We start from the raw sequence: 26,264 nt of genomic DNA on the forward strand, positions 1-26,264 counted from the left end.
GGCATGGCTCCGTGGCTGCGGGTTAATCCCGTCCTCTTATGCTCCACCCGGGAGCACGGCCGGTCCATGCCATTAGCCGTGGAGCTTGGCGACCGGCGCTGGCAGAGGCTGCTGGAGCAGCACGATCAGGTCATCCGGGAGGAGCTTGCTCGCTACCGGGGACGCGAGGTCAAGACCCTCGGCGACGGCTTTCTCGCTACGTTCGATGGTCCCGCACGGGCGGTGAGATGCGCCACGGCGATCGCTGAAGCCGTGAGGACGCTGGGCCTGGAGGTCCGCTGTGGCGTCCATACAGGCGAGATCGAGATAAAGGGTGAGGATATCGGCGGCATCGCGGTTCACATCGCAGCCCGTATCGCTGCGCTGGCCGAAGGTGGTCAAGTGCTGGTCTCACGAACGGTGCGCGATCTGGTAGCAGGGTCCAATCTGCGGCTCGAGGATCGAGGTGCTTATGCTCTCAAGGGCCTGGGTGAGAGTATGCCACTCTTCGCCGTCGCGACCGGGCTAACGGAATTGAGCTAGAGCATCGTGCGGACCCGAGGGCCGCGTCAGCGACCCGAAGGGCCACGTCAGTGAAAAGTGGACCCGGTTATTCGCTCAAGACGATGCGCTGCTTGAGAAAGGAAGCATCGGATCGATCCCAGAAGCGCAAATCCACTTTTCACGTCCGATGCTGTAGTCCAAGGGCTCTCCTGCAGGCTGCATCGCCCGCCCCACACAACACCGCCCGTCAGGCGCAAATACTGGAGAAGGCCATTTCCCGTGGTTGCGGAACAGCCAGCACAGCAGATTGCTCCCTTGAGAGTGGCAGTTTTCCCGATACCTATGACTATGGCTCCGCTAAGACTCTCTGGTTCAGATGAGGTATGCCGTGACGCGTATCACCGATCTTCAGACGTTCGATCTGCGCTTTCCGACCTCCCAGCATCTCGACGGGTCGGACGCCATGAACCCGGATCCGGACTATTCCGCCGCTTATGTGGTGCTCGAGACCGATCATCCGGATTTATCGGGGCATGGCCTCACCTTCACGATCGGGCGCGGCAACGACCTCTGCTGTGCCGCCATCGAGGCGATGCGCCATCTCGTGGTTGGTCTCGACATCCAATGGATCAAGGAAAACCCCGGCCGCTTCTGGCGCCACCTGACTGGAGACAGTCAGCTGCGCTGGATCGGACCCGACAAGGGCGTCATCCATCTCGCCACGGGCGCGGTCGTCAATGCCGTGTGGGACCTTTGGGCGAAAGAAGCGGGCAAGCCGGTCTGGGAACTGGTCCCCGACATGACTCCGGAGGATCTCGTCCGGGTCATCGACTTCCGCTATCTCACCGATGCGGTCACGCCTGAAGAGGCGCTGGAGATCTTCCGCCGGGCCGAAGCCGGAAAGGCCGACCGGAAGGCGATCCTGCAGCGGGAAGGCTATGCCTGCTACACCACCTCGGCCGGCTGGCTTGGTTACGGTGACGAAAAGCTCTCCCGCCTTGCGTCTGAGGCGGTCGAGGCCGGGTTCCGCCACATCAAGATGAAAGTGGGCCGCGATCTGGAGGAGGACATCCGCCGCCTGCGCATCTGTCGCGAGGTGATCGGCCCGGATGTGAAGATGATGATCGATGCCAACCAAGTGTGGGAGGTTGATCAGGCGATCGCCTGGATCCGGCAGCTGCGGTTCGCCCAGCCCTACTTCATCGAGGAGCCAACCAGCCCCGATGACGTGGAAGGCCACCGCAAGATCCGCGAGGCCATTGCGCCCGTGAAGGTCGCGACCGGCGAGATGTGCCAGAACCGCATCCTGTTCAAGCAGTTCATCACGCGTGGGGCCATCGACATCGTGCAGATCGACGCCTGCCGGATTGGCGGCCTGAACGAGGTCCTGGCCGTGCTGCTGATGGCAGCGAAGTTCAACCTGCCGGTCTGGCCCCATGCGGGGGGCGTGGGCCTGTGCGAGTACGTGCAGCACCTGTCGATGATCGATTATCTGTGCGTTTCCGGCACCAAGGACGAGCGGGTGATCGAATATGTGGACCACCTGCACGAGCACTTCGTCGATCCCTGCGTGATCCGGAACGCGGCCTACATGCCGCCTCAACGGCCGGGCTTCTCCATCGAAATGAAAGAGACCTCGATTCGGCAGCACATCTTCAAGCCTGCTCGAAACTAGAACAGGGCGAGTGGGTCCGGCGACCTCCCTCGCCCACCAAGCCAAGCGACCAGGCTGTTGCATGACTCGAAAGGACTACCGCACACCCCAGCCGCGAGGGACATCTCCCTCGGTGCCGCAACCGAAGGAGCAGATGACACAAGACGGACTCACATGCTTATATCGCTCAGGCGGACAAACGCCGCCCAAGTCAAAAGCCCTGGATGAAGGGAGGAAGCTGCCTTGTCACTCCTCGTCCTGCAAGACGTCGGAAAGGAATTCGGCGCGATCCGCGCCTTGTCCCATGTCAACCTCACCATCAAGCCGGGTGAGGTCGTCGGCCTGATGGGCGACAATGGTGCTGGCAAATCGACTTTGGTGAAGATCATCGCCGGAAACTTCCCGCCGTCGCATGGCAAGATCCTTTTCGAGGACCGGGAGGTCCACTTCACCAAACCGGTCGATGCCCGCTCCGTCGGTATCGAGGTTGTCTATCAGGATCTGGCGCTCGCCGATAACCTGACCGCCTCTGCCAATGTATTTCTCGGGCGCGAGCTCAAGCGCAAGGTCGGGCCTTTCTCGTTTCTTGACCATGGCCGGATGAATCAGCGGACGGCGGAACTGTTTCGGGAACTCAAATCCGAAACACGTCCCGACGACGTGGTCAGAGCGATGTCGGGTGGGCAGCGGCAAGCCGTCGCGATCGCCCGTACGAGACTTGCCAAGGCCAAGCTGATCCTCATGGATGAGCCGACAGCGGCCATTTCCGTTCGGCAGGTGGCCGAGGTCCTCGACCTCATCCGCCGTCTGCGGGATGCGGGGATTGCCGTCATCCTGATTTCTCACCGCATGCCGGACGTGTTTTCCGTCTGCGAACGGGTGGTCGTCATGCGGCGCGGCACCAAGGTCGCCGACAAGTTGACGAGCGACTCGAGCCCCGAGGAAGTCACTGCGCTGATTACGGGCGCCAAGGAAGCTGCGTGATGAGCGACATCTCGCCGGCCACCAGCCCGAAGACAGAAACGGACGATTTCTCGAATGTGGGCCGAGCGGCTTGGTGGCGGCGCGGCTTTTTTGCAAGCCAGACTGCCTATGTGGCGGCTGCGCTCATCGTCATCATGGTCGTGATGGCGATCCTGAGCCCGGCTTTCCTCAGCGCGGGCAACCTCGCCAATGTCGCCAAGAACTTCTCCTTCGTGGGCATCGTCACCCTTGGGGTGACCCTTGTGATCGTCACCGGCGGCATCGACCTTTCGGTCGGCTCGACCATGGCGCTCTCGGCGATCACCTGCGCCATCGTCATGCAGGCGGTGAGCGGAACGGCGCTCGACAACATTCCCTTGGGCGGGATGCTCGTCTCCCTCGGCGCAGGTCTGGGCGTGGCCCTGCTGATCGGCCTTGCCAATGGCCTTCTCATCGCCCGGATCGGACTCTCGCCCTTCGTGACGACCCTGGGCATGCTGTCCATCGTGCGAGGTCTCGCCTATGCGGTCACGCAAGGCCGCGGACAGGCGCCGACCGGGCCCGACGTCGATCTCTTCTACGGCCTGACCGACGGCAATATCGGCGGCATCCCGGTTGCGATCATCTACCTGCTCGTGCTTGCGGCCATTCTTGGCGTGGTCCTGCACCACACGGCCTTCGGACGGCACGTTTTTGCGCTCGGAGGCAACGAGAAGGCGGCGGCCCTCACAGGCATTGCGGTCGAGCGAGTAAAGATTGCGGTCTATATCCTGTCTGCCCTGTCGGCCGGCTTTGCCGGCATCCTGATGGTCGGATGGCTCGGCTCGGCCCCGGCCAACCTAGCGACCGGATACGAACTGACGATCATTGCAGCCGCGGTCATTGGAGGCGCCAATCTCACCGGCGGCATCGGCGGACCGGCCGGCGCGGTGATCGGCGCCCTGCTCATAGAGGTGATCCGCAACGGCCTCGTGCTCGCGGGCATCAATGCCTACTGGCAGATCGTGCTCGTCGGCGCCATCATCATCCTGGCGGTTTTGGTCGACCGTCTGCGGACCATGCGGATGGCCCAGTAAAGCGCCATCCGCCCTCATGAATTCGCCCTTCCTGGGCGAAGGTCAAACCAGCCGGACGAACGAAGCCGGCCACAAGACCCCGGGGACGGGGCGTCATCAACAGGAGGAACATCATATGATGAAACGACTGATCCTCGCTGCGGTCGCTGCCGCAGCGCTTACGATTCCTGCGGCCGCTCAGCAGACCTACAAGTTCGCCATCGTGCCGAAAGCGATGAACAATCCCTATTTCGACCTGTCCCGCGACGGGTGCATGAAGAGGGCCAAGGAACTCGGCAATGTGGAGTGCATCTACAAGGGTCCTGTGGAGCATGAGCCGGCCAGCCAGGCTCAGATCATTCAGGACCTCATCAGCCAGAAGGTCGATGGCATCGCCGTCTCGGTTGCGGATGCGGCGGCCGCTGTACGCGTGATCAAGGCTGCGCGCGATGCTGGCATTGCGGTGATCACCTTCGATGCGGACGCTCCGAATTCGGCGCGCCAGGCGCATGTGGGCACCGACAACCGCGCCATGGGACGAGCGATGGGCGAGGAACTTCTGAGGATGCGGCCTGAAGGTGGCAGATACGCGATGGTGTCCGGCGGACCGGCCGCCGCCAACCTGAAGGAGCGCGTGGAAGGTGTGCGCGACGCGCTCAAGGGCTCCAAGTGGACGGAGGTCTCGGGCTCTCCAACCTACTGCAATGACGATCTGGCGCTCTCCGTGCAGCAGATGCAGGACCTCAAGACCGCCAACCCGGATCTCGGTGCCATCATTCCGGTCGGCGGCTGGCCGATGTTCGTTCCCGAGGCCTACAAGAGCTTCGTGAACAAGTACAAGGCCGACATGGACCAGGGCAAGTTCACTCTCGTGGTGGGCGACACCCTGAAGGTGCAACTCGAATTGCTGCGCGACGGCTATGCGAACGCTCTCGTGGGCCAACGTCCCTACGAGATGGGCGAGAAGGCCATGGACATCCTTCTGAAGCTCAAAAAAGGCGAGAAGGTCGATGATATCGTCTACGCCGGCATTGATCGAGTTACGAAGGACAATGTCGCCTCACTGCTGAAGTAGGCACGCAGCCCTACGAGGTATGCCAATTGCCCTAGGAAGCTCAACCCCTAGGGCAACTGTCTCGCTATTGATAAGGGCGAAGTTCCGTCGTGCAGCAGTCATATTCGAGAAGACATCGGGACTGATCGCGACCATGCGCCTGAATGGTCAAAAATCGAGAGCCGCGTCAGGCAGAATATAGACCTTGTCTCGGATCGGGTGCCTTCCAAGGTCAGCCGTGGCTTCAAAGGCGGAAGCCCCCTGCCCTTCTTGAACGTCCGCTTACCGCTCGCAAGCCGACTAAACGCAACGTCTGAGAAGTGCCGCAAGCCGATATTGGAGAATACCATCAGAACAGAATTCGCTCTCCCGATTGAGCATATCTGTTCAGGAACTTCCGGCATCCGCGTCTTGGTGAAGAGACGGCCCTCCTCGATCCGGATGTGGCATTCGCGCTCTTCGATGTCGACGGGCGAGGTGTCAGTCGCGGGGACGTCGAGCATTTCCTGGTCCGGAGTTGGCTTACGACTCGATGACATTCCGCAATGCGCTAAAAATGCTGTCCAGCATCGCGCAACAATGTCCAATAAGCTGCAAGCCGGCAATGTCGGTCAGCGCGGTATCCATACATTACGACAAATCTAGGCTCCTGCATGTTAAAAAAGTATCAGAGCAAGCCTCGAAACGTGCTGGCACTCATCCGCGGCGAAGATTACCGTCATACCCAATAAGAGCCGAAATGACATCGGCCGGCTGGGAGCGAGGGCCGCTGCGGGTAGCCGCGTCGACCTGGAGGAAACGGACATGGAGCCGGATCTTGAAGTCGTTCAGATAAGGCCCGGCGAGTCATTTGCCGCTTGGTCCCACGGGTATCCGTACCGCACCGTGCGCTGGCACTTTCATCCCGAATACGAATTACATCAGGTAGTCGCCACCAATGGCCGCTACTTCGTCGGCGACTTTATCGGCGAGTTCGAGCCCGGCAACCTGGTGCTGACCGGGCCGAACCTTCCGCACAACTGGGTCAGCGACGTTCCGAAAGAAACGATCGTTCCACTACGCTGCCGGATCATCCAGTTCAGCGAGGGATTCATCAGCGGGGCCATGAAGGCCCTGCCGGAACTCGCCGCCCTGGCACCCGTACTTGAAGCTTCCCGGCGTGGTTTGCTCTTCAGCAAAGAGATCAGCCGCGAAATTTCGCCCTACATGGAAGAGGTGATGGATGCCCAGGGCGTACGCCGCATCGAGTTGTTCATGATGATCGCGGGATTGCTGAGCCGGGCGCAGGGATCGCGGCTGCTGGCCAGCGCCAGCTACCGGCCTGACCCGTCCGGCTACATGTCCGCAGGGATCAACAAGGCACTCGCCTATATTCGCGAGAACCTGACGCAACCCTTCAGCGAGGCGGATCTCGCCGCGATTGCCGGGCAATCGACGAGCGGGTTCTCGCGTGCCTTTCGCCAGCACACCGGCATGTCCCTGGTGCAGTACGTGAAGCGATTGCGCATCAATCTCGCATGCCAGATCCTGATGAGTGACGAGCAGGCCTCAATCACCAGCATCTGCTACGAGGTCGGCTACAACAATCTGTCCAATTTCAACAGGCAGTTCCTGACCGAGAAGGGCATGACGCCATCCCGGTTCCGGCGCCTGTTGCTCGACAACATCAACACGGCCAAGGCCGCTCATGGAGGAGCCAGGAAACAACATCTCAGTCGTCGAGACAAAGACCGGGCCGCACAAGGGAGCCCGCGAGAAGAGGCGCTCTGCTGAGGGCGCACGAGGGAACAGCACGTTCCTACCAGCCACTGTCGACGAGACAGGCAATTCGCCAGCACTATAACAAGTACCAATGGGAGAGAAACGAATGACCAAGTCTTCATGGAAACTCAGCGGCCTTACGGCGCTCACCTTGTCCCTGCTCGCCGGAACCGGCATTGCCATGGCCCAGAACGCGAAGGTGTCCAACGCCACGGTTGCATTCCTCATGCCCGATCAGGCGTCCACCCGCTACGAAGAGCACGACTTCCCCGGCTTCAAGGCCGAGATGGAAAAGCTCTGCCCGACCTGCAAGGTCATCTATCAGAACGCCGATGCGAACGTGTCGCGCCAGCAGCAGCAGTTCAACTCCGCGATCTCGCAAGGTGCGAAGGTGATCGTGCTCGATCCGGTCGATTCGGCCGCTGCCGCCTCGCTGGTCAAGCAGGCGCAGGGCCAGGGCATCAAGGTGATCGCCTATGACCGGCCCATCCCCGATGCGAAAGCCGATTTCTACGTCTCCTTCGATAACCAGGCCATCGGCAAGTCCATCGCCGATTCGCTGGTGCAGCACCTGAAGAAATCCAACGTGACCGCCGCCAGTGGCACGGGCGTTCTGCAGATCAACGGCTCGCCGACCGATGCGGCCGCGGGTCTGATCAAGAAGGGCATCCACGAGGGTCTCGACAACAGCGGCTATCCGATCCTGGCCGAATACGACACGCCGGAATGGGCGCCTCCGAAGGCACAGCAATGGGCCAGCGGCCAGATCACCCGCTTCGGCAAGAACATCCTCGGCGTCGTGGCGGCCAATGACGGGACCGCCGGCGGCGCCATCGCCGCGTTCAAGGCTGCGGGCGTGAACCCGGTCCCGCCTGTCACCGGCAACGACGCGACGATTGCCGCGCTGCAGCTCATCATCGCAGGCGATCAGTACAACACGATCTCCAAGCCGAGCGAGATCGTGGCCGCTGCGGCCGCCAATGTCGCCGTGCAGTTCCTGGCGGGCGAAACCCCGAAGGCCGAGACGACGCTCTACAATACTCCCTCCAAGCTGTTCGTTCCGGCAGTGATCACGGCGGAGAACCTGAAGGCAGAGATCATCGACAAGAAGATCAATACGGCCGAACAGCTCTGCTCCGGTCGCTATGCAGAAGGCTGCAAGAAGCTGGGCATCACCCGATAGTCAACAAACTCTGTCCGGCCGCCCGCCAAGTGGCCGGACATCACTTGAGGTGTCAGACAGGCGCCTCCAAGGTCATGGAAGCGATGGACAGAACCCAAGAGCAGAGCGACAAGCACGAACTGGTGCTCAGCCTGCGCGGCATATCGAAGAATTTCGGTGCCGTGTCGGCTTTGACCGATATCGATCTGGACGTGCACGCGGGCGAGGTCGTGGCGCTCGTGGGCGACAACGGCGCCGGCAAGTCGACGCTGGTCAAGATTCTGGCCGGCGTCCATCAGCCGAGTTCGGGGTCGATCACCTTCCGCGGCAAGCCGGTGACGCTTGAAGACCCGAGCACCGCGCTCGGCCTCGGCATCGCGACCGTGTTCCAGGATCTGGCGCTATGCGAAAACCTCGACGTCGTCGCCAACATCTTTCTCGGACGGGAGCTCAGCGCCTACCGGCTCGACGAAGTGTCCATGGAGCTGAAGGCCTGGACCCTGCTCAACGAGTTGTCCGCGCGTATTCCCAGTGTGCGCGAGCCTGTGGCCTCTCTCTCCGGCGGGCAGCGCCAGACCGTCGCCATTGCGCGCTCCCTGCTGCTCGAACCTAAGCTCATTCTCCTGGATGAGCCAACCGCCGCGCTCGGCGTCGCCCAGACTGCCGAAGTGCTCGACCTGATCGAACGCGTGCGCGATCGCGGGCTCGGGGTCATCATGATCAGCCACAACATGGAGGACGTGCGCGCCGTCGCGGACCGTATCGTCGTGCTCAGGCTCGGCAGGAACAACGGCGTCTTCGAGCCCGACGCCTCCAACCAGGAGCTCGTCAGCGCCATCACCGGCGCTGCCAACAATTCAGTATCGCGCCGGGCCAGCCGCCGACAGGCGCAGAGTGGACAAGCCCCAGCACCGGAGAAACGCCAATGATCAAGAGCGCGAAGCAGAACGCGCAGACGGCCCCGATGCTCGACCGCAGAGACGAGCGCGTGAAGCATGCCGAAGGGATCGGCGGCTCGATCCGCGCTTTTCTGGACAGGGTCCGCTCGGGTGACCTCGGCTCGCTCCCCGTCGTGGTCGGTCTGGCGATCATCTGGACGGTTTTTCAAAGCCTCAATCCGGTCTTCCTTGCCCCGAACAATCTCGTCAATCTCTTGTTCGACTGCTCGACCGTCGGCGTGATAGCGCTCGGCATCGTCTGCATCCTGATCGTCGGCGAGATCGACCTCTCGGTGGGTTCGGTCAGCGGCTTCGCCTCCGCGCTTGTGGGTGTGCTTTGGGTCAACCAAGGGTGGCCCGTCGCCGTCGCCATTCTGGCGGCACTCCTGTTCGGTGCCCTGATCGGCGCGCTCTATGCTGTCCTGTTCAACCGCTTCGGCATGCCGAGCTTCGTCGCGACCCTGGCAGGACTTCTGTCCATCCTTGGCCTGCAGCTCTATCTGCTCGGCTCCACCGGTTCGATCAACCTGCCCTATGAAGCGCCCCTTGTGAATTTCGGCCAATTGCTCGTCATGCCGGATGTCGTGTCCTACGTTCTTGCGGCTCTCCCCGGCATTGTGATGTTCGTGTTGGGCTATCGGACCGCAGCCCGGCGCCGCGAGGCGGGATTGTCCTCTCAGCCGCTGACCAGCCTGCTGCTGCGCTCCATCGTGGTCACCATCGTTCTCGAATTCATCGTCTATTACCTAAACCTCGATCGCGGCATTCCGTGGATGTTCGGCCTGTTTGTGGGCCTCGTTGTGGTGATGAACTACGCACTGACGCGAACCAAGTGGGGTCGCCAGATGCTGGCGGTGGGCGGCAACCGGGAGGCTGCGCGCCGCGCGGGCATCAATGTCCGCTTCATCTACACGACGGCCTTCATGCTCTGCTCCGGCCTCGCCGCAGCCGGGGGCATTCTCTCCGCCGCGCGTCTGGCCTCCGCGAGCCAGCAGGCGGGCACGGGCGATGTCAATCTGAATGCGATTGCCGCTGCCGTCATCGGAGGAACCAGCCTGTTCGGCGGCCGTGGCAGCGCCTATTCCGCCCTGCTCGGCATCATTGTCATCCAGTCGATCGCCAGCGGCCTGACGCTGCTCGATCTCTCCTCATCGCTTCGGTACATGATCACCGGCGCCGTGCTTGCCATTGCCGTCATCGTCGACTCACTGGCGCGCCGCTCACGTGTGTCCCATGGCCGGGCTTGAACCAGACCAACAAGAAGGAAAAGCCATGGGCGAGAAACTATCCGGAAAAGTCGCCGCCATTACCGGGGCGGCCTCCGGTATCGGACTCGAGTGCTCCCGGATTCTGCTTTCCGAGGGTGCGCGCGTCGTGCTGATCGACCGGGACGAAGAAGCGCTGAAAGCCGTCTGTGCGGAACTCGGCCCGCAGGCCATTCCGTTGCGGGTCGACGTAACCGATCCGGCAAGCGTTTCACGCATGATGCCCCAGATCCTCGAACTGGCGGGTCAGCTGGACATCTTCCATGCCAATGCCGGCTCCTATATCGGCGGCGAGATCCTGAAAGGCGATCCGGATGCCTGGGATCGCATGCTGAATCTCAACATCAATGCCGTTTTCCGGTCAGTCCATGCTGTGCTGCCGCACATGGTGGAACGCAAGACCGGCGACATCGTCGTGACGAGTTCCATCGCCGGCCTGGTTCCTGTGGTGTGGGAGCCGATCTACACCGCCTCCAAGCACGCCGTGCAGGCCTTCGTGCATACGGTACGGCGGCAGGTCGCCCCGCACGGCTTGCGCGTCGGCGCCGTCGCGCCCGGCCCCGTGGTCACGGCGCTGATCAAGGATTGGCCCAAGGAGAAGCTCGATGCGGAGCTGGCTGCCGGCGGCCTGATGCAGCCTGTCGAAGTGGCTGAAGCTGTCCTGTTCATGCTGACGAGACCCCGGAACGTCACCATTCGCGATCTCGTCATCCTGCCACAGAGCAACGACCTGTAAGTTTGCGTCTTTGGCGCAGGGCGTCATCGCTCACGATACTTCTCTGGATGACTGGACAGCCATGGCAAACTATTTTCTCGGCATCGATGTCGGCACCGGCAGCGCACGCGCCGGTCTCTTCGACCAGCAAGGCACCCTGCTCGCCTCCGCCAAGGCCGATATCGCGATTTGGCATGAAGCCGGCGGCATCGTGGAGCAATCGAGCAACGATATCTGGCGCGCTGTTTGTACCAGCGTGCGCGAAGCCGTGAGGAAGGCAGGCGTTCCGCCCGAGACTGTCGCGGGCGTCGGCTTCGACGCGACCTGTTCTCTCGTCGTCCTGGGAGCGGATGGCCAGCCCCTGCCGATCGGCCCATCCGGCGATCCCGAGCGCAACATCATCGTCTGGATGGACCACCGCGCCACGGAGCAGGCGCGCAGGATCAATAGCACGGGCGAGGCTGTGCTGAGTTATGTGGGTGGCTCTATCTCGCCGGAAATGGAAACCCCGAAGCTGCTGTGGCTTGCAGAGAACATGCCCCAAACCTTCACGGGCGCATGGCAGTTCATGGATCTGGCCGATTTCCTCACCTGGAGAGCCACGGCAAGCCTCGCCCGCTCCGTCTGCACCGTGACGTGCAAATGGACCTATCTGGCGCATGAGAACCGATGGGATGAAGGCTACTTCAGAAGGGCCGGGCTCGGGCAACTGGCCGACGAAGCTTTCCGGCGCATCGGCACCGAGGTCGTCCCGGGCGGCACCGCGCTTGGCAGCGGCCTGACCTCGCAAGCGGCAGCCGATCTCGGCCTGAAGCCTGGAACTCCTGTTGCTGCGGGCCTCATCGACGCCCATGCGGGCGGCGTCGGAACTGTGGGCGCACGCGGGAATGTGGGCAATGTGCTCACACGCATGGCCTACGTGTTCGGCACCTCCGCCTGCACCATGTCTTCAACTCAGGAACCGGCTTTCGTCCAGGGTGTATGGGGTCCGTACTTCTCCGCCATGATCCCAGGCCTATGGCTCAACGAAGGCGGCCAGTCGGCAGCCGGCGCCGCGATCGATCATCTGGTCCGCATGCATCCTGCCTCGGAACGGGCGGCAAAGATGGCGCGGGATAGCGCCACCAGCCTCAGCCAATGGCTTTCGCTGGAGGCCGAGCGGCGTGGCGGTGCATCAGCCGCGCCGGAGCTCGTCGGCGAGGTGCATGTCGTTCCCGAGTTCCTCGGGAACCGTGCTCCGTTCGCCGATCCCGATGCGCGCGGCTTGATCGCCGGACTTGGTATGGACGCCGATCTCGACAGCCTCATCGCGCTCTATCTCGCCGGTATCTGCGGTCTGGGCTACGGCGCTCGGCAGATCGTACAAGTGCTGGGCGGGAAGAATGTGCTCATCGATACCATCGTCGTGAGCGGCGGCGCCGGTCAGAGCCCTCTCGTGCGTCAGCTTCTTGCCGACACGACCGGAAAGGTCGTTGCAGCCCCAACGTCGGAGGAGCCCGTGCTACTTGGATCTGCCATCCTGGGAGCTGTTGCGGCGGGCCAGCATCGCGACATCGCGGAGGCAATGTCGTCAATGTCGACAATTGGAGAAACCTACCAGCCCAGCCCAATAGCGGCAGGATGGCACGAGAAACGCTTCAAAGCGTTTGAAATGCTTCAGCAGACTGCGAGAGCTATCAGATCCGGCAGCTATTGAAGACCATTATGGCCTTACAGGGCAGCCTCTCAATTGGTACGCCCGGCCGAGAACGCCTGACCCACGAGACCCGTTGACCGGGCTCGGAGAAAGGCAGGTTCAACCATGGCCACTCGCAGGTGGACGGCAGCTGATGCCCCGCCGCAGACCGGCAGGCCCGCCCTTGTGACCGGATCGACCAGCGGCCTCGGCTATGAGGCCGCCCTGGCGCTTGCCGGCGCGGGCGCCCGGGTCGTGCTGGCCGCCCGCGACGAGGCCAAGGCGCAGCGCGCAAGAGCCTCAATCCGGCAGATCCATGCCGGAGCCGAGCTCGAGTTCCGCCGACTCGACGCTGCAAGCCTCACCTCGGTTCGGGAGTTTGCGGCGGGCTGGCGCGACAGGGGAACCCCCATCGACATCCTTCTCCTGAATGCCGGCATCTCCGCCGTCCCGCAGCGGGAGGAAACGGAGGACGGCTTCGAGCGCCAACTCGCAACTAACTGTCTCGGTCACTTCGCCCTGACGGGGCTGCTGCTCCCAAGTGTCGGGCAGGACGCGTCCTCACGAATCGTTAAGGTCGCCAACATCGCGCACCGGCCGGCTCAGCTCCACCTCGATGATCTGCAGCTGAAGCGCTCTTACAGGCCGATGGATGCCTACGGCTAGAGCATCGTGCGGAACCGAAGGTCCGCGTCAGCGACCCGAAGGGCCACGCCCGTGAAAAGTGGATCCGGTTTTCCGCTCTCAACGATGCTCTCATTGAAGGAGAAAGCATCGGACCCAAAAGTGCAAATCCACTTTTCACGTCCGATGCTGTAGTCGAAGCTCGCCATGCTGATGTTCGGCCTGGAACTCGACCGAAGGCTGAAAGCCGCCGGCTCGCCGGTTCAGTCCATTCCTGCGCATCCCGGGGTGGCGAGCACCGACGTCACGCGCCGCGGGCGACCGGGCCGGCCCTGTCCAGCGGCTCCTGGACAAAGCCATCTTCAGCGCCATCGGCCAGTCCCCGACCCAGGGCGCATTGCCCCTGCTGTTTGCCGCAGCAGCTCCGATGCGAAGGGCGGCATCTACTATGGTCCGGAAGGCGTCCGGGAAGCCCGAGGCTACCCGACAGAGGCGGAGATCGCTCCGTAGGCCCTGGATCGACAGGCGGCCGAACGGCTCTGCTCGGCCTCCGAGGAGCTAACCAAAGTGACATTCCAATTCTGATCCGCTCCAGCTCTCGGAGGCCTATCGCTCTCTGCCGTCCGCAGTGGAAAGGCGCCTGGTCGCCGCTATCCGCGGCGGCACTCTGTCGAGCCGGAACAGCTTAGCGCATCGTGCTTAAAAGTGGACCTGGTTATTCGCCCCCAACGATGCGCTGCTTGAGAGAGGGAGCATCGGATCAAATCCCGCAAGTGCAAGTCCACTTTTGAGGCCGAGGCTCCAGGAGAGAACGGACGCGTCGCGGCTCCTGCGGCGGGCCGATCCGCTTCTGCCTTGGCGCTACCGGTTGTGCCGCATGAGCGGCTCACCAAAGCTTTACTGGAGGCATCGATCGCCGCCCCCTCAGCGACCGTGACTGGCTGGCATGAGCAAAGGCTCACAGGCCCTCGCTGATCCGGATCTGGTCGTAGGCCACACGAACGGGCACCTTGCCGTAGATCCGTTCGAGCCGGCGCACTGTGAAATGCCCGCGGGCCAGCGTCTGGAAGTGATCGATGAAGGCGGTGTTAACCGCCGCCCCGCTCAGCGCGCCCAGCACTGGCACAGCCTGTGCGGCGACCTTCTGTGATACCACCACCCCGAAGCGGGAACCGATCTGGCTCAGCAGGCGAACGATGGCCGAGGCGCCCTCGTCGATCACCCCTCGCTCGGCCACTTGGCGAACTGCTCCGTACACGGACCTCGCCAGGGCTGCCCTCACGGCAAAGTAGCCGCTCTCGTGCAGATGCTCGGAGCCGGTGCGTCCGCCCAGCGCGAAGACCTCGATACAGGCCAAAGCGGTTTCCGGATTGGACAGGTCCTCGCCCTCGCTCTGGGCAATGCGGGCAATCGCCCGCAGCATGATGGTCGTGGAGATCGGCAGCTCGATCAGGACGGCAGATAACCCCAAGGCTCCGCCCATTGCACCAGACAGGGCCGCCAGTGCCCGGTGGACGTGCGTCTCTGGCCCGGCAGTGTCGTTCGGGATAGTCTTGAGTGCATAGCGCAAGGCCCGGGTGAGTGCAGTCTCCGTGGCCCGGGATATCGCCTCAGAGGCGGCTTGCGGCAGCGCCTGCCCGAGCAGTTCGATGGGGCGTCCTGCCAGGCGTGAGAGGCGACCGACATAGCTCGATCCCTCCAGGGCCCGCACAGCCTGCGTGAGCGCTGCGCGATCCTCTCCGGACAGAGCAGCCTCGGGCAGCGTCGTTTCCGTCTCCGTCGACACGATATCGGGCATGGTCCACTGTCTCCCGCCACGCAAGAGTTATGTAAGCATCCGTGGCGGTCTCGAAAACACTCGGGGCGCATCCGGGTCACCGTTCCTGGGCAAGCCAGACGGCTGGCACCAAGCCACCGAAACAGGGACGCTCTAGAGCAGCGCATCGTTGATGCGGAACCGGAGGTCGGCGTCAGTGAAAACCGGGGCCACTTTTTAAGCACGATGCGCTAGGAGGCGTTCCGGGCGGCATCGGTGATCCACGCTCCATATCCGACGACACGATCCCGTGTTCCGGCGGTGTCGCCGGAGTTCGCCAGCGCCAGGCGCTGCACCCCAAGACCACGACGGTTCATTTCAATGAGGAGACCCGCAATGGCAAGGTAGCCGCAGGCATTGTCCGGTCCGAGGCTGGCCCAGTCGCCTCGCTCAACGAAGTCCGCTGTGACCGCATCGAGGCGTCGGGCGGCCTCATAATCATGAAAGTGCGACAGGTCTGAGCTGACCACGATCAGCGTCTCCGGCCCACCCCACAGCCGGTCGAGCACGCTGGCGACCTCCTCCGGAGCGGCGTCACCGGTCAGAAGTGGGACCAGCTCGAAGGACCTGAGAACCGACTGAAGGAAGGGCAGTTCCACCTCAAGGGCATGCTCAGGCTCATGCGGAGCGTCGGCCCGCACCACGGGCGCGAGATCCGCAAGTACGGTGGCTGCATCCCGCGCGAGGGGCACGATCCCAAGCGGCGTCTCGAAGACATCCATCGTCGGCAGAGCGAGCCCGCGGAACGGCACGTAATGCGCCGGCCCGATCGGCACCACCCGTGTGATCGTGTCGGCATGGGGTCGCAGCAAGGCAAAGGCTGTGGCAGCCACCTCGCCGGAGTAGATGTACCCGGCATGAGGGACTATAATGGCTTTGGGAGCCGCCACTGGGGCGATCCTTGCTCTGCCCAAGAGCTCGTCGACAGTCGTGCGAAGCTGGTGCGGGCTGCCGGGATAGAACCGGCCCGCAACCGCGGCTGGCCTGACCCGACCCTGGTCTCGTCCGGATGCCATGAGAGGCTGCTCCACAGGCAATGCCCAAACTCCATCACCAGAAATAGGTGAGATCGGCATGGATCAACAGACAGTCACTGGCAAACCGGGCCGCTACTGGCACCTTCTGGAGGACGGCCGCATCCAATGCGACCTGTGCCCGCGCCTGTGCAAGCTGCACGAGGGTCAGCGAGGCCTCTGCTTCGTGCGCGCCCGCGAGGGCGACCAAGTCGTGCTCACCACCTATGGCCGCTCCTCCGGCTTCTGCATCGATCCCATCGAGAAGAAGCCGCTCAACCATTTTCTGCCCGGCACACCAGTGCTGTCCTTCGGCACCGCCGGCTGCAATCTCACCTGCAAGTTCTGCCAGAACTGGGACATCTCGAAAGCGCGCGAGTTCGACCGTCTGCAGGACCTTGCCTCTCCTGAGAGGATCGCGGAAGCAGCGGTCGCGAGCGGGTGCCGGTCGGTGGCGTTCACCTACAACGATCCGGTGATCTTCCTGGAATACGCCGTCGACGTGGCTCAGGCCTGCCGCGAGCGCGGCATCAAGTCGGTTGCGGTGAGCGCGGGCTACATCTGCGACGAGCCGCGTGTTGAGTTCTTCCGACACATGGATGCAGCCAACATCGACCTGAAGGGCTTCACGGAAGAGTTCTATAAGAACCTGTGCTCGGCTCGCCTCGGCCCGGTGCTCGATACGCTGGAATACCTGAAGCATGAGACAGAGGTCTGGTTCGAGATCACGACGCTTCTGATCCCGGGCGAAAACGACTCGCCGTCCGAGATCGAGGCGCTGAGCCGCTGGGTGCTGGAGCGCCTGGGGCCTGACGTGCCGTTGCACTTCACAGCCTTCCATCCCGACTGGAAGATGCTGGCCACCCCGGCGACCCCACCCGAGACCTTGAGAATGGCCCGCCGGATCGCCCAGGAGGTAGGGCTGCGCTACGTCTACACCGGGAATACCCACGATGCGGAAGGCCAGAGCACCTATTGCCATGCGTGTCAGGCGGTGTTGATCGGACGCGACTGGTACCAGCTCACCGCCTGGAACCTCACCGCCGATGGGTGCTGTGGCCGCTGTGGCACGCCCTGCCCCGGCGTGTTCGAGGGAGCCCCTGGCACGTGGGGACCGCGGCGGCGGCCGGTGGTGCTTCGGGCCGCAACTGGAAACGCGTAATCTGCTTCTTGGCATGACACACACGGCAGGAGCCCACAGCATGAAAAAGGTGCGCAAGCTCTACATCAGTCCGAATGGCGACCGCTGGTATCTGATCGGCGATGCCTCCGGGGAGATTTTCGTGCGCCACGAAGCCAACATCGCCTCAGGCGGTCATGTGGCTCATATCGAGATCGGCACCTTTCTGAGTTCTGGACGCGGCCCAGAGCACCAGGAATTGCTGCGCCTGATCGGGACCTTGCTCGACGCTGAGATGGCTCACGCCTGAGACCGTCGCGATGAAACGCTCTTGATCAGCCTCCGAGCAGTTGCCCGGATCCGGTCCTGCGTCTCGCAGGGTTATTTCCACGCTGCTGCCAAGGACATCCAGGGCGTTCAATGGCACCTGCCGTGTCGAGGCTGCCGGTGAGACGGCCAGGAGCCCAGCCGCAGCAACCCCTATAAGGATGCGCCAGGGCAACCGTGACACTCATCGCCGCGTTTTACCTGCGGACTTGCTAAGGGAGGGAGATCATGGCCAATGAAAAGCCCATCACGGTTCACCCCGACAAGCCGAAGCTCAATCCCGGGGACCAAGCCGATCTTGGCACGCCGGGAGCCGGCGAGAACGTCTGCCGGGAATGTCAGGGCACCGGCAAGCTCGGGGAGAAGGAGTGCCCGATCTGCGGCGGCACCGGGGTGGTCATCGAGGAAATCGGCGGCGCATAGGACACCCAGTCGTCTGGCATGAAGCGGCCCAAAGGCCGGAGGCAGTCCCCTCACAGCCACAGAGGTGAGCGCGCTGAATGCTGCGACGGGCACCAATACCGGTCCAGGCTTGCAACCGATCCGGCTCGCGTCTGTCCTTGCTGAAATGGGCTTCGATCAGGCAACTCTTCCGCCAAGCCGTGGCCATGTTGGGCATGAGGGCGCCGAGGCGGACTGCTGCAGTTCCGTGAGGGTGTGGAAGGTCAGGGGCGGCAGTGCATCCGTGCCACCCCCGCGGGCCGTTCCTCTGGCCATCGAGTGTGCCCGGCTCTTCACGCAGATGAGATGGCGGAGGACCTCCTCGTTAGTCCGAGCACCTCGCAGCCGCACATCATGGGCGCGAGCCATCGCCTGTCCTGAGCCCGCTTGGGAGCAACCAGGGCTTGACCAGAGAGGCGCCGCTACGGTTGACGAAGACGCCTCTCCGGCTGGGTCGTTACACGGTCGTGCCAGTCTTGCGGCCACTCGTGCCGGTCGTTCCCGTGCTGGAGGTCGTGGTCCCTGCCGCGCCCGTTGTGGTTCCGCTCATGCCGGTGGTGCCTGTCATGCCGGCTGTCTGCTGCTGAACACGCAGATTGTTTTGCACGTGCCTGACGCCGGAGACCTGCTCGGCAATGTCCTCGGCGCGCCGCTTGGCCTCACGGCTGTCGACCGTGCCCGACAGGGTCACCTCACAGGACGACACCGCCACCTCGATCTCGGAGGCATCGACGAAAGGATCGTCGCTCAGGCGGTCGTTCACATCCTCACGGATGCGGTCGTCCGAGCGGGTGTAGCCTTTCGGTCCGCGGCCCCGGTGCTGCCCGCCGCGCTGCTCGTCCATGCGCCGCCGGCGCTCCGCGTCCTCGTCGCCAAACCACGACGAGACCTCGTCGCCCGCGCGCTCCCAGAAGCCCCGCTCGCCGCCGCGCTGGCCATAGTCGCGCTCCTGACGGCCGCCATAGCCCTGGTCGGCGCCGTAGAAGCCGCGGGAGTAGTCATTGCCGCCGAATTGGCGCTGCGAGCCTCCGCCGCCATAATCGCGGCCCGACCCGCGGCCGTAGTCCCAATCCGAGCTGCGGCCATAATCACCGGAGCCACGGCCGAAATCACGCCCGGCACGGTACGCTTCCCCGTAGCCGCCTCCGCCTTGATCCTCACGGCCCGAGCCGCCAGACCACCCGCCGCCGCGGGAACCCCAATCACTGCCGCCACGGTCGGACCGGCCATAACCTTCGCGGCTCCCTTCGTCACGCCAGCGGTCACGGTCGTCGTCGCGGTAGCCATACCGCTCCGGGGTGTTCCTCCAACGATCATTGTTTGCCATGACACAGCTCCCTTGTTGTGGCTGCGCACCACAGATGAGCCATCGGAGGTGACAGCCGCAAGGCCAACGCTACCCAAAGAGGGCCTGTTCCGAACCGAGGCGACGAAATCGCCGCCGCTGAGGTGAAGCCGCGCCCCAAGAATCTGACGTGGACAATGTGAGAATCTTGGGATGCTGGACCGCCCCTGATCGCGCCTATGCAATTGCTGCTGCACGCGCCGAGAGCCGAAGATGCACACGATTTGTGCAGGAGCCTCGACGCTCACGATCTCGGCCCGCGCACCTGTGGGGGCGGTCACAAACGCGACCAGGAGGTCAGCCATGCGCGTGAGTGAAGCAATGACGCGGAATATCCGGATCGCCACCCCGGACCAGACGATTCAGGTGGCCGCCAGGATGATGGCGGATGTCGACGCTAGCGCATCGCGGTTACGGAGGGCGGGCGTCCGGCCGACGAAGCCCTGAGCGGCATCGCCGAGCCGGGCGGACCGTACCCAGACCGGCGGAGAACGAACCTGACAGGGGATGGCAGGACGCCGCAAAAGGTCATCGCCGTTCGATGGCGGCCAGAAACTCGCGCTCAATCGGCCATGCCCAGCAGCTTCCGTCATGGCCCCTGATGGGAATGCACGCGGGACCCAGTTTCTGGGCATCCGCTGGCTGCCGCAGCGGCACGGCCCCGAGCTTGGAGGCGGTGAGCGGATGACATCGGATCAGCGGCGCGGCTCTGGTCTTTCGTCGATTGGATGGCATGAACAGCTCCTGGGCATCTATTGCTTGGGCGCGGCCGCCCTGGGGCGGATAAGCAAGAACCGCGCCAGATCGCAAGCGTCAGCGGCAGTCCCGCAGGCCTTTCTGACCATCCAGGTGCCGACGGGGAGCCGCCGCCGACGGACATCTGCATGATGGGCACCCGGTGGATGCCCCCGGAAAGACGCCGCGTTAGCTCGGTGTTGGTCGTAGCGGCCCGATCCGAGGCTCATTCTCTGGAGCAGCGCATCGTGCGGAAAACCGGGGCCACTTTTCCGCACGATGCGCTAACCGCGAAGAGGTCATCGGTAGCAAAGGGTAAAACCAGGATACTGAAGGTGATTGCCAACGTGAAGGTGCCGAAGGTTCTGCGCAAGTCCGGGTGGCTCGACCCGCTTCTGGCAGACCCGCAGACGCGGGAGATCCTGGCCGATGTGCTGATCGCCTGTGCTGATCGCCGCCACGGGAGCGGCTGCGGTTCTGTTGCAATCCGTTTGTTTGAGAGTTTCAGCCACTGTGGTGGAAGTCCCAGTGGCGGAGGATCGCGTGTTCAAGGGCCGGTATTTTGATCGCCCGGTGATCCTGCCCTGCGTCCGCCGGACCCTGGCCGACAATCTCAGCCTGCACAATCTCGAGGAGATGATGGCCGCTGCTTGCTCAACCTTGGGCGGCATCGAGATGGTCCACATGATCCGCAAAGCACAGGGGAGATCCGCCTGTCATCCAAACCTCTCGCTCGCTGGTCAGCTCAAGCTTCTCGCCATGTGAACGCCAACCGAAGCTCACCCCTATCTTGCGGCTCCGATTCCGGTTCGCGACAGAACCGCCAAACGTCAGACGAAGTCTGACACCCAAAGCACCAGTTCAGTCACCGCTTTGCCGAAGGCCTCGTTGAGACCCGCCGCCACTGCTGGCGCATCCGTCCCTCTCACCGGGACGCTCGCGTGCAAGATGCGCCCGCCAACGATCCGACCGTTCCCGTCGAGGAGCTTGGCTGCGAATTCTACATTGGCCCGCGGTTCAGGCGACATCAAAAGTTGAAAGCTGCGGATATCGAGCAGGAGCTGGTAGTCAGCCGCCACATCCAGTACCGGCCGTACGACCGCCTGCAGAAAGCCAGCATTTTCCAGACTCTGGATGATCTTGGCCTGCAGGAGCTTTGGCAGGCTGTCGCTCCATTGTGCATCCATGGCGATGGTTTCCCCCACCTGGGGGCTCGTGAGGAGCTTCTGCGTGTCGAACAGCACCACGGCTGTGGGTTCAGGAACAACCAGTTGCTTGCTTGGCACCTTTTCATGTGGGGGAAATGCCTGCGGGGCCGTGAGATCATAGATCGGAACGGGCTGCTTGTTGGCCCCTCCGCCGCCCAAACGATCAAGTGCCTCCAGAATCCCTTCCAGGCGACCCGAATTGCGCGCGAGCGCGTCCGTAAAGGTGCGGAGGTTGGTGATCGTCTCGTGCAGCGGCTCTGCGTTCTCGGCAACGAGGCTCTCGAAGCGCCGCAACGCAGCGCGAGCCTCGCGCGTCAGGCTCTGAGCCGCATCAGGATCCACCTTGAGCACAGGCGGACCATTGTCGGACCTGAGCGGAGATGACGAGGCCGTCCCGCCTTCGAGGGAGACTGATGGCGCATCCATCAAGCCCTGGGTTTCGAGCCGGACTTGCGTGTCCGCCCGGACCGGCGTGGCGCGGTCGACTGCAATCGTCACCATCACCTGGCGCGGATCGTCTGCGTTCAATTCAAGCCCGGTCACCTCCCCGACCGGGATGCCGTTGAACAAGACCCTGGAGCCGGGAAGCAGCCCGGACACAGGACTTTCGAAGCGCACGCGGTAGACCACCCGCTCGCTGAAACCGCCGAGGCTGCGCAGCCAATAAGCAAAGGCGAAAGCGGCCATGATGACGCTGAGCGTAAACAATCCGATCAGAGCATACCGCGCCCGCGTCTCCATGGTCCGGCCTCACACGCGAGGGACAGGTCGTCGCCTGAAGCGTCAGAGTATACCGCATCGGGCAGGATCCGGCCCAGAAGCCTTTCACTGTACTTTCACCGTATTCGAGTCAGCTCGACGGCAATGCGTGACAATTCCGTTCCCTGGGAGCGGATGCCGACCACCTGCCGGCGTCCGCTGGTGCTCATCTCGATCCTCGCCGAGAAGCCAGGTCCTTCAGCAACGGCTTCGATCCGTCGGTCCCGGGCTTGGCCAGCAATCCGTCCCACCAGATTGCGTGAGGTTTCCGACCACCGTCCGGAAATCCTGCCCCCCTCGTAGTCGACGTCTATCCGGAGCTCAAAGATGTAGCTGTCGCTCCTGCAGCTCAGATTCTGTCGAAGGCTGATGTCTGCGGAGGCCGCCGCATAAACTGCTTCACAGCGCAGACGCTCGGTTCTGCCATTCGAAAGCGCGATTGTGCCGCTGCCTGACCATACCCCGGCGAACCCCTCGAATGGATTGGATGAAGAGCTTCTCTGCGCATGGGCCGACCCGGACAGGAGCACCATCAGGGCGAGGACAAGCCGAAAGCGGATACGTCCCGAAGCATGAGTCAAATTTGCTCGCATGGTCCGCTCCTCGGTTCAGATGTCTTTAAAATAGCAAGTACTGAGACGATCGGTGACGTGGCACGCTGGAAATACCAGTCGCCAAGGACGAACGTAGGCGACGCAATCGAGCTCGGACCGGATGGATTTCGCGGCCCTCAATCCGGCGGCTTGTTTTCGGCCGCGTGCCGGGCATCCGGGGCGCGGCCGGGCTCGCGTTCGTCAGTTAGCCGCCGTCCTGTCCCCGCTCCTGGGGATCTGGCTCGGCCACGCCTATCCGGCCCTGCCGCTGTTCGGGGTCACGCCCTGCCCAGTGACGATCCTCACCTTCGGGTGCCTTCTGCTGACGACCAAACCGGTGCCCTGGTGGACGTTGGTCATTCCTGTCCTGTGGTCGCTCGTGGGCGGCTCGGCCGCGCTCCTGCTCGATGTGCCGCAGGATTGGGTGCTTCTCGTCAGCGGGCTGGCAACGGTCGGCCTCACGCGGACCAAACATGCGGCAGCATCCTGGCGTCGAGCCTTGGGCTAGATTGCGCCCATTCCCTAGCCGCAGCGTCCCCATCCCATGAGCCGACCGTCAGCCGGATTTCGTGTCCGAGGATTGGTCCGATGGGCCGGCTGCCTCTCCCCCTTTTCCGCCAGCCGTGCCCCGAGTGGTCGAGCCGCTGCCCTGCACCTGGATGCGCCGGGAGCGCTCCTGCCGCTCCGTCTTCGGCAGAGTCACCGTGAGCACGCCGTTCTCGAAGCTGGCCTGCACCTGCTCCGGGTTGATGGCATAGGGCAGCCGCAGCGAACGCTGGAACGTGCCATAGGAGCGCTCGACAAAGTGGAAGTTCTCCTTGTCGTCTTTACGTTCGAACTTTTTCTCGCCCCGGATGGTGAGCACATCGCCATCGAGGCTCACGTCGATGTCCTGCTCGGTGACGCCCGGCAATTCGGCCGTGATGCGGATCTCCTTGTCCGTTTCCGACACATTCATGCTGGTGTTGACGAAGGTGCCGACATCGCCTTGGCCCTGGCTGCCGGTCGCCGCGGGCAGGCCGACACCGCGAAAGACATCGTCGAAGAGGCGGTTCATCTCGCGATGCAGCGAGAGGAAGGGATCACCTGGAAACATTCCGCCACCAGGACGGAAGGGGGCCATCGGATTGCGGGCCATTGTGCGTTCCTCCTCATTCAATCGGACATTCGTGTCGGGTGATCGTTCCGCTCCGGCAGGGCAACACAACTCGGACTGGATGTTGTCGGATCGGGCTATTCCGCCATGGGCGGAGCCGGAGCGAAAGCGCTCGATCCTCGGGACAAATCATAATCCTCCATCGACCACGTCGGAATAGAGATTAGGTCTACGCGCCGCCGCCCGCAGCCTGTTGCGCGGCAGAATCTGCGCGCCTTGAGACGGATCAATGTCATTCTGACCGGGCTCGCCAACCTGGTGATCGGGAACGTTCCGGGAGGGAGGCCATGGAACCGCACGCCCCCAACCTGCTTCATCGCGGTGGCCGAATGCGGGACCGGACAGGACAGCCGACCACTCCTACCAAACGCCACGGAGCGGATAGGCGGAAATCCCGCGAGCGGAACGTATAAAACATCACCGCGAGCGTGTGTTTTCAGCTATCCTCGATCGTGACGAGCTCTCAGGAGCAACCATGATCAACCCGCTGGTTCGCAAGCTGAGCAACTATGTCGACCTGCCGGAGGAAGACAGGGAAGCTCTGGAAAGCCTCGCAAAGAGTCCCAAGGCCGTCGCCGCCCATACTGATCTGATCCACGAAGGCGACCCCACCGACGGCGTGTACCTGATCCTCACCGGCTGGGCCTGCCGCTACAAGATCCTGCCTGACGGGCAGCGGCAGATCATGGCCTATTTCGTTCCCGGGGATCTGTGCGACCAGCGCATCTTCGTCCTCAGGCGCATGGACCATTGCATCGGTACCGTGACCCCCACGACCGTGGCGGTGATCGCGGCGCAGACCATGATCGACCTCACCGACCACTATCCCCGCATCGCTCGGGCGCTGTGGTGGAGCACGCTGGTGGACGAGGCGATCACCCGCGAGTGGGTCGTCAATGTGGGGCAACGCGATGCCCTGGAGCGGGTGGCTCATCTGATCTGCGAGATGTTCGTGCGCGTCCGCGCCGTTGGCTTGGCGGAGGGACTGAGCTTCGACTTCCCAGTGACACAAACCGAGTTGGCGGACACGACGGGACTGACGACGGTTCATACCAACCGGATGCTCCAGGAGCTTCGGGCGGCGGGGCTGATTTCCCTGAAAGGGCGGCGCCTGACCATCCTCGACCTGGAGCGGCTGGTGGACCTGTCGATGTTCAATCCCAACTACCTGCACCTGGAGCGGGAGGGAGATGGTCCCGCCAGAGAGCCTCATGGGCCGGGGGGACATCACCGGGATGCTAACCGGCGGCCATCGACATAGCGAGCGGTCTGCGGAAACGCATCTGAGGTTGGACAGACTGAGGACCAACGGCCCCGGGCTGGGCGGTCTTCAATGCCCGCACTCCCTGGCGGCAGGCACGTCCGCGTCACGGGCGAGACATCCCAGATGTGGCGATCCAGTCAGGGCTGGTCTGAACTGTCGGGGTCGGACTGTTTCCTTCGGATGTTGTTTATGACAGACCGAAGCTCACGGCGGAGGCGTTCCAGATCACGCTGCAATCGATCAAGCTGATCAACGAGTTCGGCGTCGGTCGAGCCTGCAGAGATATTACTCTTTATCCAACCTTGATGAGCCTGGATGATGGCCTCCAGCTCCGTGAGCAAAGTCTGACCGATGCCAGGCACCGTTAGCCACTTTTGCGGCGGGATGTTCGCCACTTCCTGAAGTGTGGGATGTCGCCCCTGGAACTCTGACAAGATCGCTGCCCTCAAGCGACTGGAACAACGTTCTAGCGGGAATGGATCACTCGGGCGCATCGGACCCCATCACGAGTTCGTGAATGAGAACTCAACTATAGTGCTAAACCTTAGCCACGCTACTAGCCCCATCCTGTTTATCAATGCCTGCATCGTGAAAGCTCGGACTAGCTGGGGTGAGGTACGACAAAAGGGCTTCCGCCGATGCTCCAGAGACGCATTGCTCAAGGACTCGTACCTCCCTTCCACACGGGTATACGGCGACAGCCTGATGCTCGTGAAGTGTCTCGCCGGACTTTTGGCCGGAGGGGAACAGCATGAGGCTTTGCGCTGGCGCATCGTGCGGAACCAAAGGTCCGCGTCAGCGAAAGGCGGACCCGGTTTTTCGCAATTAACGATGTGACGCTAAACAAGGGAGCATCGAATGGGCTCCAAATGTGCACTCCACTTTTGGGTCCGATGCTCTAGCCCAAGGACTTCCTTGCTCCCTCCGGCAGATTCAGGAGCCTGACGGTCCTCTCATCAGGCCCTTTCGTCTGATCAGCAGACCGTTAGCGTCAGTAACCTCGCAGCATCTCACCCTTTTTAAAGCGAAAGCCCGAGAGCGCCGTGGCTCGATGGCGGCAAAGAAAAGGGCCGCGCCTGAGCTCTGATCTGGTTCAGGTCTGCGGCCTCAGGTCTGCGGCCTCAGGTCTGCGGCCCTT

Annotated in this window: 24 protein-coding genes and 3 pseudogenes; 20 read left to right on the top strand and 7 right to left on the bottom strand. The window is 62.9% G+C overall.

The window, feature by feature from the left end:
• The 13 genes and pseudogenes from DC522_RS25365 to DC522_RS25430 form a co-directional block, all read left to right on the top strand.
• A partial coding sequence (locus DC522_RS25365; protein WP_133239367.1) for an adenylate/guanylate cyclase domain-containing protein occupies positions 1-522 on the top strand: 522 nt, incomplete at its 5' end.
• 349 nt (positions 523-871) lie between these two features.
• Positions 872-2,158, top strand: coding sequence for an L-fuconate dehydratase (locus tag DC522_RS25370; RefSeq protein ID WP_116531373.1), 1,287 nt, complete (start codon positions 872-874; stop codon positions 2,156-2,158).
• Between the two features lie 222 nt (positions 2,159-2,380).
• Positions 2,381-3,121, top strand: a complete 741-nt coding sequence (locus DC522_RS25375; protein ID WP_116531374.1) for an ATP-binding cassette domain-containing protein — start codon at positions 2,381-2,383, stop codon at positions 3,119-3,121.
• Positions 3,121-4,176, top strand: coding sequence for an ABC transporter permease (locus tag DC522_RS25380; protein WP_116531375.1), 1,056 nt, complete (start codon positions 3,121-3,123; stop codon positions 4,174-4,176). The genes DC522_RS25375 and DC522_RS25380 overlap by 1 nt, the downstream gene beginning before the upstream one ends.
• Positions 4,177-4,294: 118 nt before the next feature.
• Positions 4,295-5,230 (top strand): sugar-binding protein, encoded by a 936-nt coding sequence (locus DC522_RS25385; RefSeq protein ID WP_116531396.1) that lies wholly within the window; start codon positions 4,295-4,297, stop codon positions 5,228-5,230.
• A 783-nt stretch (positions 5,231-6,013) separates the two neighbouring features.
• Positions 6,014-6,895 (top strand): annotated as a pseudogene (locus DC522_RS25395) (helix-turn-helix domain-containing protein); the annotation flags it as partial.
• Positions 6,896-7,076: 181 nt separating this feature from the next.
• On the top strand, positions 7,077-8,153 hold the full coding sequence (locus DC522_RS25400) for a sugar ABC transporter substrate-binding protein (protein WP_116531378.1): 1,077 nt from the start codon (positions 7,077-7,079) through the stop codon (positions 8,151-8,153).
• Between the two features lie 83 nt (positions 8,154-8,236).
• Complete coding sequence (locus DC522_RS25405; RefSeq protein ID WP_116531397.1) at positions 8,237-9,061, top strand: ATP-binding cassette domain-containing protein; 825 nt, start codon at positions 8,237-8,239, stop codon at positions 9,059-9,061.
• Positions 9,058-10,317 carry a sugar ABC transporter permease gene (locus tag DC522_RS25410; RefSeq protein WP_116531379.1) on the top strand — a complete coding sequence of 420 codons (1,260 nt, stop codon included), beginning with the start codon at positions 9,058-9,060 and terminating at the stop codon, positions 10,315-10,317. Before DC522_RS25405 ends, DC522_RS25410 begins: the two co-directional genes overlap by 4 nt.
• 25 nt (positions 10,318-10,342) lie before the next feature.
• On the top strand, positions 10,343-11,071 hold the full coding sequence (locus DC522_RS25415) for an SDR family oxidoreductase (protein ID WP_116531380.1): 729 nt from the start codon (positions 10,343-10,345) through the stop codon (positions 11,069-11,071).
• A gap of 61 nt (positions 11,072-11,132) precedes the next feature.
• A complete protein-coding gene (locus tag DC522_RS25420; protein ID WP_116531381.1) occupies positions 11,133-12,746 on the top strand; it encodes an FGGY-family carbohydrate kinase in 1,614 nt (537 codons plus the stop codon).
• A gap of 105 nt (positions 12,747-12,851) precedes the next feature.
• Positions 12,852-13,391, top strand: coding sequence for an SDR family NAD(P)-dependent oxidoreductase (locus tag DC522_RS25425; RefSeq protein WP_116531382.1), 540 nt, complete (start codon positions 12,852-12,854; stop codon positions 13,389-13,391).
• A 153-nt stretch (positions 13,392-13,544) separates the two neighbouring features.
• A pseudogene (locus DC522_RS25430) lies at positions 13,545-13,934 on the top strand (short chain dehydrogenase); the annotation flags it as partial.
• A gap of 373 nt (positions 13,935-14,307) precedes the next feature.
• Here DC522_RS25430 and DC522_RS25435 read toward each other — a convergent pair.
• The gene (locus DC522_RS25435; protein WP_116531384.1) at positions 14,308-15,147 is read right to left on the bottom strand and encodes an EcsC family protein; all 840 of its coding nucleotides are present in this window, start codon (positions 15,145-15,147) and stop codon (positions 14,308-14,310) included.
• A 209-nt stretch (positions 15,148-15,356) separates the two neighbouring features.
• Positions 15,357-16,181: an AmmeMemoRadiSam system protein B gene (gene amrB, locus DC522_RS25440; RefSeq protein WP_116531385.1), complete on the bottom strand. Its 825-nt coding sequence runs from the start codon at positions 16,179-16,181 to the stop codon at positions 15,357-15,359.
• A 58-nt stretch (positions 16,182-16,239) separates the two neighbouring features.
• Here amrB and amrS point away from each other — a divergent pair, with 58 nt between their 5' ends.
• The 3 genes from amrS (at position 16,240) to DC522_RS25455 (ending at position 18,048) form a co-directional block, all read left to right on the top strand.
• A complete protein-coding gene (amrS, locus tag DC522_RS25445; RefSeq protein ID WP_116531386.1) occupies positions 16,240-17,340 on the top strand; it encodes an AmmeMemoRadiSam system radical SAM enzyme in 1,101 nt (366 codons plus the stop codon).
• A 40-nt stretch (positions 17,341-17,380) separates the two neighbouring features.
• On the top strand, positions 17,381-17,608 hold the full coding sequence (locus DC522_RS25450) for a hypothetical protein (RefSeq protein WP_116531387.1): 228 nt from the start codon (positions 17,381-17,383) through the stop codon (positions 17,606-17,608).
• Positions 17,609-17,853: 245 nt separating this feature from the next.
• On the top strand, positions 17,854-18,048 hold the full coding sequence (locus DC522_RS25455; RefSeq protein WP_116531388.1) for a hypothetical protein: 195 nt from the start codon (positions 17,854-17,856) through the stop codon (positions 18,046-18,048).
• Between the two features lie 475 nt (positions 18,049-18,523).
• On the opposite strand, the gene DC522_RS25460 is transcribed toward DC522_RS25455, so the two are convergent.
• Positions 18,524-19,393, bottom strand: a complete 870-nt coding sequence (locus DC522_RS25460) for a BON domain-containing protein (protein WP_116531389.1) — start codon at positions 19,391-19,393, stop codon at positions 18,524-18,526.
• A 321-nt stretch (positions 19,394-19,714) separates the two neighbouring features.
• Here DC522_RS25460 and DC522_RS35475 point away from each other — a divergent pair, with 321 nt between their 5' ends.
• Positions 19,715-19,858, top strand: a complete 144-nt coding sequence (locus DC522_RS35475; protein ID WP_205769762.1) for a hypothetical protein — start codon at positions 19,715-19,717, stop codon at positions 19,856-19,858.
• An 81-nt stretch (positions 19,859-19,939) separates the two neighbouring features.
• On the opposite strand, the gene DC522_RS34380 is transcribed toward DC522_RS35475, so the two are convergent.
• Positions 19,940-20,146 carry a hypothetical protein gene (locus DC522_RS34380; RefSeq protein ID WP_133239368.1) on the bottom strand — a complete coding sequence of 69 codons (207 nt, stop codon included), beginning with the start codon at positions 20,144-20,146 and terminating at the stop codon, positions 19,940-19,942.
• Positions 20,147-20,689: 543 nt separating this feature from the next.
• Between DC522_RS34380 and DC522_RS25475 the strand changes: the two are divergent.
• A pseudogene (locus tag DC522_RS25475) lies at positions 20,690-20,788 on the top strand (IS6 family transposase); the annotation flags it as partial.
• Positions 20,789-20,976: 188 nt separating this feature from the next.
• Here the strand turns inward: DC522_RS25475 and DC522_RS25480 are convergent.
• On the bottom strand, positions 20,977-22,095 hold the full coding sequence (locus tag DC522_RS25480; protein ID WP_116531391.1) for an ABC-type transport auxiliary lipoprotein family protein: 1,119 nt from the start codon (positions 22,093-22,095) through the stop codon (positions 20,977-20,979).
• 95 nt (positions 22,096-22,190) lie between these two features.
• Positions 22,191-22,706 (bottom strand): hypothetical protein, encoded by a 516-nt coding sequence (locus tag DC522_RS25485; protein WP_245444516.1) that lies wholly within the window; start codon positions 22,704-22,706, stop codon positions 22,191-22,193.
• Positions 22,707-22,827: 121 nt separating this feature from the next.
• On the opposite strand from DC522_RS25485, the gene DC522_RS25490 reads away from it, so the two are divergent.
• Positions 22,828-23,214 (top strand): DUF6064 family protein, encoded by a 387-nt coding sequence (locus tag DC522_RS25490; protein ID WP_116531392.1) that lies wholly within the window; start codon positions 22,828-22,830, stop codon positions 23,212-23,214.
• Positions 23,215-23,262: 48 nt separating this feature from the next.
• On the opposite strand, the gene DC522_RS25495 is transcribed toward DC522_RS25490, so the two are convergent.
• A complete protein-coding gene (locus DC522_RS25495; protein WP_116531393.1) occupies positions 23,263-23,844 on the bottom strand; it encodes an Hsp20/alpha crystallin family protein in 582 nt (193 codons plus the stop codon).
• Between the two features lie 493 nt (positions 23,845-24,337).
• Here DC522_RS25495 and DC522_RS25500 point away from each other — a divergent pair, with 493 nt between their 5' ends.
• Positions 24,338-25,123 (top strand): Crp/Fnr family transcriptional regulator, encoded by a 786-nt coding sequence (locus DC522_RS25500; RefSeq protein ID WP_116531394.1) that lies wholly within the window; start codon positions 24,338-24,340, stop codon positions 25,121-25,123.
• The last annotated feature ends 1,141 nt before the right edge of the window (positions 25,124-26,264 follow it).

The sequence above is a fragment of the Microvirga sp. KLBC 81 genome, assembly GCF_003075415.1.
GTDB lineage: Bacteria > Pseudomonadota > Alphaproteobacteria > Rhizobiales > Beijerinckiaceae > Microvirga.